Consider the following 7607-nt stretch of genomic DNA (forward strand, 5'->3'; position numbering starts at 1 on the left):
CCGATTCCCCGTCGGAAGGGGTCCTGCCTTTGTCTTTCCGGCCCTTTCGCTCGGCCGTTCCGACGTTCCAAACCTTAGCCGATTTACCCGGGTGACTCATAATCGAGTCATTGAGTATGGTTTTTGGCACGCCAAAAACCAGGCCCGTTGGGGATCATTCGAAGGTAGTGGATGGCCGCTCCCGGGTCTGCCGAACGGCAGCTGCCCCGTTTCAGCGGCTCGGACTACATTACGCATCCGGGGTGGCCGGGTCAAGCCGCGTCAAGACCGCCTCTTGCGTGGCATGTGGGCGCGGTAGGGGCTGACCGTGGGGTCACCGTCCGTCCAGAAGCGCCACGGCTGGTGGGCTCCGCCACCGCCCACACCGGTACGAGGACCGCTGCGTACCTGGTCAGCCGGGGTCGGAGCGCCGACGTACAGGGCCAGAGGGCTCTCGGGGCCGATGCAGAGGTCGACGCCGTCCAGGGACCTGTCGATGCCCAGGGCGGTCGCCAGCCGGGCCGGACCTTTGGCGAGTTCCGTGTCATTCCGGGCCGAAAGGCGTCTCTTCCTCGCCACTTCCGTCCCCTCGACGACCTCGCCCGCCCGCAGCAGGACACCGCTCGCCCGCCCCTCGGGGCCGCAGGCCACGTTCATGCAGTGCCACATGCCGTAGGTGAAGTAGACGTACGCGTGTCCCGGCGGGCCGAACATGACGGCGTTGCGGGCGGTGGGCCCGCGGAAGGCGTGCGAGCCGGGGTCGTTCTCCCCGTCGTACGCCTCCACCTCCGTCAGCCGCAGGGCGATGGTGCCGTCCCCGGTGCGGGCCACCAGTGTCCTGCCGAGCAGGTCGGGCGCGACCTGGAGCACCGGGCGGTCGAAGAAGCCGCGCGGCAGTGGCGTACGGTCGTCGTTTTCGATCATGACCATGGCGTACGAGCCTACCGGCGCCACCCGTACGGCCGCCCGGGCCGGGGCTCCAGGAACCAGCCGCGGGGCTCGCGCGTATGTAGGGGGCGTACGGACCCGTACCGCGCAACACGACGCAGAGGGAGTGGAGATGGGCTTCAAGAGGCTGCTCGCCAGCATGGGGGCCGGCGGTGCTTCGGTGGAGACGGAACTGTTCGAGGCCAACGTGGTGCCCGGCGGTGTGGTCCAGGGCGAGGTGCGTGTCCAGGGCGGTTCGGTGGACCAGGAGATCCAGGGGATCACCGTCGGCCTCCAGGCGCGGGTGGAGGTGGAGGGCCACGACGACCAGGAGTACAAGCAGAACATCGACTTCGCGAAGGAACGCGTCGGGGGCGCCTTCCAGGTGCGGGCCGGCGCGGTGCACACCCTGCCGTTCGGCCTGGAGATCCCCTGGGAGACGCCGATCACCACGATCGAGGGCCAGGACCTGCGGGGCATGCACATCGGGGTGACGACGGAGCTGCAGATCGCGCGTGCGGTGGACTCGGGCGACCTGGACCCGGTCCATGTCCATCCGCTGCCCGCGCAGCAGGCGATCCTGGACGCCTTCCTCCAGCTGGGCTTCCGCTTCAAGGCGGCGGACATGGAGCGCGGCCATGTCAGGGGGACGCGCCAGCGGCTGCCGTTCTACCAGGAGATCGAGTTCCACTCCCCCGCCCAGTACCGGGGGCTGAACGAGGTGGAGCTGACGTTCGTCGCCGACGACCGCGAGATGGACGTCGTGATGGAGATGGACAAGAAGGGCGGGTTGTTCAGCGACGGGCACGACACGTACCGGTCCTTCAGTGTGGCGCTCGACGGGTTCGCGTCGACGGACTGGCCCGCGTACCTGCACGGGTGGCTCGCCGAGGTGGGCGGTCGCCGCAACTGGCTCTGAGTGCGGCGCTACGCTCGTACGGAAGTACAAGATCCAACTACTGACGACTCGGAGTTCCGGCATGGCCGAAGGACAGAGGGCCCCGCTCCCTCACGACTTCCACCCGCAGGTGCCCTCGTTCAGCGTGACCAGCGACGATGTCGCGCCGGGTGCGACGCTGAAGGACGCGCAGGTGTACGCGGCCGGCAATACGTCGCCGTCCCTGCGCTGGGCGGGCTTCCCGGCGGAGACGAAGAGTTTCGCCGTGACGTGTTTCGACCCGGACGCGCCCACGGGCAGCGGCTTCTGGCACTGGGTGCTGTTCGACATCCCCGCGTCGGTGACGGAGCTGCCGGTGGGGGCGGGCAGTGGCTCCTTCGAGGGTCTGCCCGCGGGCGCCGTACACGCTCGCAACGACTACGGGACCCGGGACTTCGGCGGTGCCGCGCCGCCGGCCGGCGACCCCGCGCACCGTTACGTGTTCACGGTGTACGCGGTCGACACGGAGAAGCTCGGCCCGGACGCCGACGCCTCCCCCGCCTTCGTCGGGTTCAACCTGCGTTTCCACACCCTGGGCCGTGCACAGCTGGTCGGTGAGTACGCGGCACCCGCTGGGAGCTGACCGTTTGCCCGTTGTTTGCCCCGCCCTGGTCTATCGGTGATCGCGGCGGGGCATTTTTATTGTGTTGTCCGCCTCGGCGCGCCCGGCCAGAGTTGTCTCCGAGCCGACTGGCCCGGCTGTGACGTCGGGGAACGCCGGGCCGGCGCCACGGGAGGTGGGCGGGATGCGGGACACGCTGGTGCTCAACGCGAGCTTCGAGCCTCTGTCGACGGTGACTCTCAACCGTGCGGTCGTCCTGGTGCTCCAGGACAAGGCCGTCGTCGAGCAGGCGCACCCCGGGCTCCGTGTGCGGGCGGCCGCGATGGAGCTCCCGGTACCGAGGGTGATCAGGCTCTGCCGGTATGTGCGGGTGCCGTTTCGAAGACAAGCGCCGTGGTCGAGACGGGGTGTGCTGCTGCGGGACCAGCACCGGTGCGCGTACTGCGGCCGGCGGGCGTCCACGGTGGACCACGTGACGCCGCGCTCGCGGGGCGGCGCGGACAGCTGGCTGAACACGGTGGCCTCGTGTGCCGAGTGCAATCACCGGAAGGCGGACCGCACGCCGGAGCAGGCGGCGATGCCGCTGCTGCGGGGGCCGTTCGTCCCGTCGCCGGCCGAGGCGATGCTGCTGTCGCTGCGTTCGGGTGAGCGGTCCGAGCTGCCGGAGTGGCTGGCCGGTGTGGCCCCGCTGGGGTTGGGCGTCGCGTAGGCGCACGGAACGTCCTTGTCGTGTGGTGCCCGTTCCCGGGTGGTCCCGGGGGCGGGCACCGCTCCGTTCAGCGCAGGAGCAGCTGGACGATGGCGGCGGTGCCGACGACCAGGATCACGGCACGGAGCGCCGTCGGCGGCAGGCGGCGGCCGATCTTCGCGCCGAGTGCGCCGCCGAGGGTGGAGCCCGCCGCGATGAGGCCGACGGCGGTCCAGTCGAAGTGGGCGGCGAAGACGAAGAACAGGGCCGCGACGGCGTTGACGATCGTCGCGAGGACGGTCTTGACGGCGTTGAGGCGCTGCATGCGGTCGTCGAGCAGCATGCCCATCAGGGACAGGTACAGGATTCCCTGGGCCGCGGTGAAGTAGCCGCCGTAGACGCTGGCGAGCAGCAGCGCCCCGACCAGGACAGGGCCGCCGTCGCGGGCGGCGCCGCCCGCGCCCGCCCGGGCGCGCCCGGGCCCGCCGGGGGGGGGGGGGGGGGGGCGCCCGGGGGGGGGGGGGGCGCCGCATCCGGCCTCATGGGGTCGAGCGGGCAGGTCAGTTGCCGCTCGCCCAGATCGTCTTCGCCTGCTTGTCGACGTTCGACAGGATGGAGGCGATGTCACCCGGGCTGTTCAGGAACTTCTGGATGGCCGGGATCATGACCGGGTCGGCGAAGTCCGGACGCGTGTCGCGGTCCATGAACTGCGACAGGCTCTTGGCCCCGGTGATCAGCTTGACCGCGTCGTTCTGCGGCTGGGTGTACTTCGAGGTGTCGACGCCGTTGGCGGTCGCGACGTCCGCCGGGTTGGTGCCGAGCCACAGCTGCTGCGCCTTGGCGGTCCCGAGGTATTCGAGCAGCTTGCTCGCGCCGTCCTTGTTCTTGGGCGACTTGGAGACCATGAAGCCGTCGACGGGCGCCTCGACCGCGGTCTGCCCGTACTTCGGGTCGATCTCCGGGAAGGCGAACAGGCCGAGGTCCGCGGCCTTGTCACCGGTGAAGATCGTGCCGATCTGGTCGAGGCCGAGCACCATCATGCCGGCCTTCTGGTTGACCAGGCTCTGGGCGCCCTCCTGCCAGGTCTGGCCCGCGAACCCCGGCGAGTAGTACGGGAGCAGCTGCCTCCACTGGTCGAACACGGCCTTGACCTGGGGGGTGTTCCACTTCTCGCCCTTGCGCATCAGGTCGATGTGGAAGTCGAACCCGTTGATGCGCATGTTGAGGTAGTCGAACGTACCCATGGACGGCCAGCCGTCCTTGTTGGTGAAGGCGATGGGCGTGATGCCGTCGCTCTTCATCTTCTTGGCCAGCTTGATGTACTCGTCCCACGTGGTGGGGACGGTGTAGCCCTTCTTCTTCCACAGGCTCTTGCTGTAGAAGACGGCCCACGGGTAGTAGTCGAACGGCACGAGGTAGTAGTGCCCGTCCGGGGCCTTGCTCTGGGCCTTCATCGCATCGGTGTAATTGGCACCGATCTTCTTCCAGACGTCGTCGACGTTGCTGGCGAGGCCCTGGCCCGCGAAGAACTGCATGCGCTCACCGGCGAACCAGTTGAACACATCGTCCGGGTTTCCCTGCAGATAGCTGGAGATGTTCTGCTGGAAGGTGTTGTGGTCGACCCAGTTGGGCTTGACCGTGATCCCGGTGGCCTTCTTGGCGGCGGCGAAGACGTTGACATACGCGCCCTTGGGCTGCGGCACCGCGGCGTTGGAGCCGAACGTGACCGTCTTGCCACCCGACCCGCCCGAGCTTCCGCCGCTGCCACCGCAAGCGGTGAGGAGCGGCCCTGCGGCAACCACTCCGGCGCCCAGAGCGGCGCCACGAAGCACGGACCGTCGGGACATGGACGGCATGTCAGGTATGGGTATACCGGGTCCCGATCGTCGACCGTCAGTCGAGAAAAGCTTCATGACCCCTCCCTGCGGGGCTGTGAATAGAACACAAACGAACGTGACCCGACAGATGTCACCAATACACAGGTCGAGTGTCAAGACTTCAAACGGTTGCGATATCGAAGTGTGCCCGTTTTCCGCCGGACGGATGCCAACTCATCGCCCCATCACGCCCGTCGGCGGCATTCTGGACACCTGTTGGGAAAAGTTGGTTCCTGATCGGGAATGTAGCGCACCGACGGGGGCACACCAAAGCGACGGCCGTCCCTCTTCCTCCGCCGCCTCACCATAGCCGTCAGTACGATACGGGTCCCGGGCGCCCTCCAGCGCCACCTCCCGGGCCTGCCAAGCCCGTTGCGGCGCCGGTGGGCGCGGGCCCGCGGCGGGCCCGCGGCAGGCCCGCGCCGAGACCGTGCCGGCCCGGTGCCGGGATCGCAGAGGTCCGGGACCGTCGAGGCTCGGGGCCGTGCGCCACACCGGCCAGCGCCGGGCACACGCCGCGCCTCGCGCGGGAGCCGCCCCCGGCGCGACGGGCGGGCCGTACACCGCGGACGGCGGCGCCCCGTCTCCCCGCCGGCCCCGCGGCGGCGGCTCCACGGGCCGGGCGCCCGCCTCCGGTCTCCGGCCTGGCGTCCGGCTCCGCTCCCCTGCCGAGCGCCCGGAGATCAGTGGGCGGCGAGACCCCGGCTGATGACCAGGCGCTGGATCTGGTTCGTGCCCTCGAAGATCTGCATGATCTTCGCTTCGCGCATGTAGCGCTCGACCGGGTAGTCCCGGGTGTAGCCGTAGCCGCCGAAGACCTGGACCGCGTCCGTCGTCACCTTCATCGCCGCGTCGGTCGCGGTGAGTTTGGCGATGCTCGCGTGCCGGCTGTAGTCCGCCCCCGCGTCCCGTCTGCGGGCCGCGTCCAGATAGGTGGCGCGGGCCGAGCCGACGGCGGCGGCCATGTCCGCGAGCAGGAACCCGAGGCCCTGGTGGTCGATGATGCGGCGGCCGAAGGTGGTGCGCTCGTTGGCGTAGGCGACAGCCGCGTCCAGCGCCGACTGGGCGAGGCCCGTCGCACACGCGGCGATGCCGAGGCGCCCCGAGTCCAGTGCGCTGAAGGCGATTTCGAGTCCCTGGCCCTCGGCGCCGATCAGCCGGTCCCGGGCCAGCAGCGCACCGTCCCAGTAGGCGGCGGTCGTCGGCACGGCGTGCAGGCCCATCTTCTCCTCGGGGGCGCCGAAGGAGAGGCCCTCCGCGCTGCCCGGCGCGAAGAAGCAGGAGACGCCGTGGCTTCCCGGCCCTGTCCGCGCGAACAGGGCGTAGAAGTCCGCCTTCCCGCCGTGTGTGATCCAGGCCTTGGACCCGGTGACGCGGTAACCGTCCGGTTCCGGCACGGCCTTGCAGGCGATGGCCGCGGCGTCGGAGCCCGCCTGGGGCTCGGAGAGGCTGTAGCCGCCGACGAGCGTGCCCGACAGGACGTCCTCTGCCCACCGCTCGCGCTGCGCGTCGGTGCCGTAGGTGATGAGCGGGAAGGCGGCCAGGGTGTGCACGCTCGTGGCCACCGCGACCGCCGCCCAGCGCGCCGCGAGCTCCTCCAGGACCTGGAGGTAGACCTCGTAGGGCTGTCCGCCGCCGCCGAGTTCCTCGGGGTACGGCAGCCCGAGCAGGCCCGTCTCGCCGAGCACCCCGAACAGCCCTTCCGGATATGTCTCCTTGCGCTCGTGCGTCTCCACGAGCGGGGCGAGCTCACGGTCGGCGAGCCGGCGGGTGAGAGCGATCAGATCCTGGGTCTCTTCGCTGGGCAGCAGGCGGTCGACGGGCACGGCGGCTTCCTTCTGACAAGTACCGGGGCGGGTACGGGCGGACGGTCAGCTCGTGGCGGGCCCCCTCCCGCGGAGCTGTCGCTGTCGTGGGGCGCTCGCCACGCTACTCGCTGATCACAACGCGACACGCATGACCAGGCAAGTATCTGGCGCGGAATGGCCGAGAAGTCGCAAGTTTTTTACGCCACGGCGCGCTGAACCTGCAATAGTTTGCTCCGCCCCAGATGTGCGCATGAGGGAAGAGGGTCGCATGGCGGAGTTGGACGAGACGGACCACCGGCTGCTGCGCATGCTGCGCGAGGACGGCAGGCGCACGTTCTCGGACATGGCCGCCGAGGTCGGGCTGTCCGTCGCCGCCGTCAAGCGCAGGGTGGACCGGCTGCGCGACTCGGGGGTGATCACCGGGTTCACGGTCCAGGTCGACCACGCGAAACTCGGGTGGGGTGTCGAGGCCTTCGTCGAGCTGCGGTATACGGGGACGACCCCGGTCCGGGAGATCGTGTCGAGCGCGCACATGCTGCCCGAGGTGCAGGCGGTGTTCACGATCGCGGGCGATCCCGACGCGCTCCTGCGGGTGCGGGTCCGGGATCTGGAGCACCTCCAGCACGTGATCGACGGGCTGCGCCGCTCGGGCCAGATCACCGGCACGAAGACGCTGATGGTGCTGGGTTCCTGGTCCCGGGACTGACGCGCGGTGGGGCCCCCCCCCCCCCGCGGGCCGGGGGGGCGGGGGGCCCGGCGCCCCCCCCCCCCGGGGGGGCGCGGGGGCGGGGGGGGGCCCGGCGGGGGGCCGCGGGGGCGCCGCCCCCCC

7 protein-coding genes and 1 pseudogene are annotated in these 7607 nt (G+C 70.2%); 4 read left to right on the forward strand and 4 right to left on the reverse strand.

Going from position 1 to position 7607, the window contains the following annotated elements:
- Window positions 1-261: 261 nt before the first annotated feature.
- Complete coding sequence (locus LCE31_RS27825; protein ID WP_225018978.1) at window positions 262-903, reverse strand: DNA-3-methyladenine glycosylase; 642 nt, start codon at window positions 901-903, stop codon at window positions 262-264.
- Window positions 904-1039: 136 nt separating this feature from the next.
- Here LCE31_RS27825 and LCE31_RS27830 point away from each other — a divergent pair, with 136 nt between their 5' ends.
- The 3 genes from LCE31_RS27830 to LCE31_RS27840 all read left to right on the forward strand — a co-directional run bounded on the left by LCE31_RS27830 (window position 1040) and on the right by LCE31_RS27840 (window position 3114).
- Window positions 1040-1825 (forward strand): sporulation protein, encoded by a 786-nt coding sequence (locus LCE31_RS27830; protein WP_225018980.1) that lies wholly within the window; start codon window positions 1040-1042, stop codon window positions 1823-1825.
- A gap of 61 nt (window positions 1826-1886) precedes the next feature.
- A complete protein-coding gene (locus LCE31_RS27835) occupies window positions 1887-2426 on the forward strand; it encodes a YbhB/YbcL family Raf kinase inhibitor-like protein (RefSeq protein ID WP_225018982.1) in 540 nt (179 codons plus the stop codon).
- A 163-nt stretch (window positions 2427-2589) separates the two neighbouring features.
- Entirely contained in the window at window positions 2590-3114 is a 525-nt protein-coding gene (locus LCE31_RS27840; protein ID WP_225018984.1) for an HNH endonuclease, read from the forward strand.
- A gap of 67 nt (window positions 3115-3181) precedes the next feature.
- On the opposite strand, the pseudogene LCE31_RS27845 reads toward LCE31_RS27840, so the two are convergent.
- The 3 genes and pseudogenes from LCE31_RS27845 to LCE31_RS27855 form a co-directional block, all read right to left on the reverse strand.
- Window positions 3182-3568, reverse strand: a pseudogene (locus LCE31_RS27845) (sulfite exporter TauE/SafE family protein); the annotation flags it as partial.
- Between the two features lie 85 nt (window positions 3569-3653).
- On the reverse strand, window positions 3654-4949 hold the full coding sequence (locus LCE31_RS27850) for an ABC transporter substrate-binding protein (protein ID WP_225018986.1): 1296 nt from the start codon (window positions 4947-4949) through the stop codon (window positions 3654-3656).
- Window positions 4950-5653: 704 nt separating this feature from the next.
- Window positions 5654-6796, reverse strand: a complete 1143-nt coding sequence (locus tag LCE31_RS27855; protein WP_225018988.1) for an acyl-CoA dehydrogenase family protein — start codon at window positions 6794-6796, stop codon at window positions 5654-5656.
- A gap of 250 nt (window positions 6797-7046) precedes the next feature.
- Between LCE31_RS27855 and LCE31_RS27860 the strand changes: the two genes are divergently transcribed.
- Window positions 7047-7484 carry an Lrp/AsnC family transcriptional regulator gene (locus tag LCE31_RS27860; protein ID WP_225018990.1) on the forward strand — a complete coding sequence of 146 codons (438 nt, stop codon included), beginning with the start codon at window positions 7047-7049 and terminating at the stop codon, window positions 7482-7484.
- Window positions 7485-7607: the final 123 nt, after the last annotated feature.

This window comes from Streptomyces sp. 8L, from assembly GCF_020176795.1.
Taxonomy (GTDB): Bacteria; Actinomycetota; Actinomycetes; order Streptomycetales; family Streptomycetaceae; genus Streptomyces.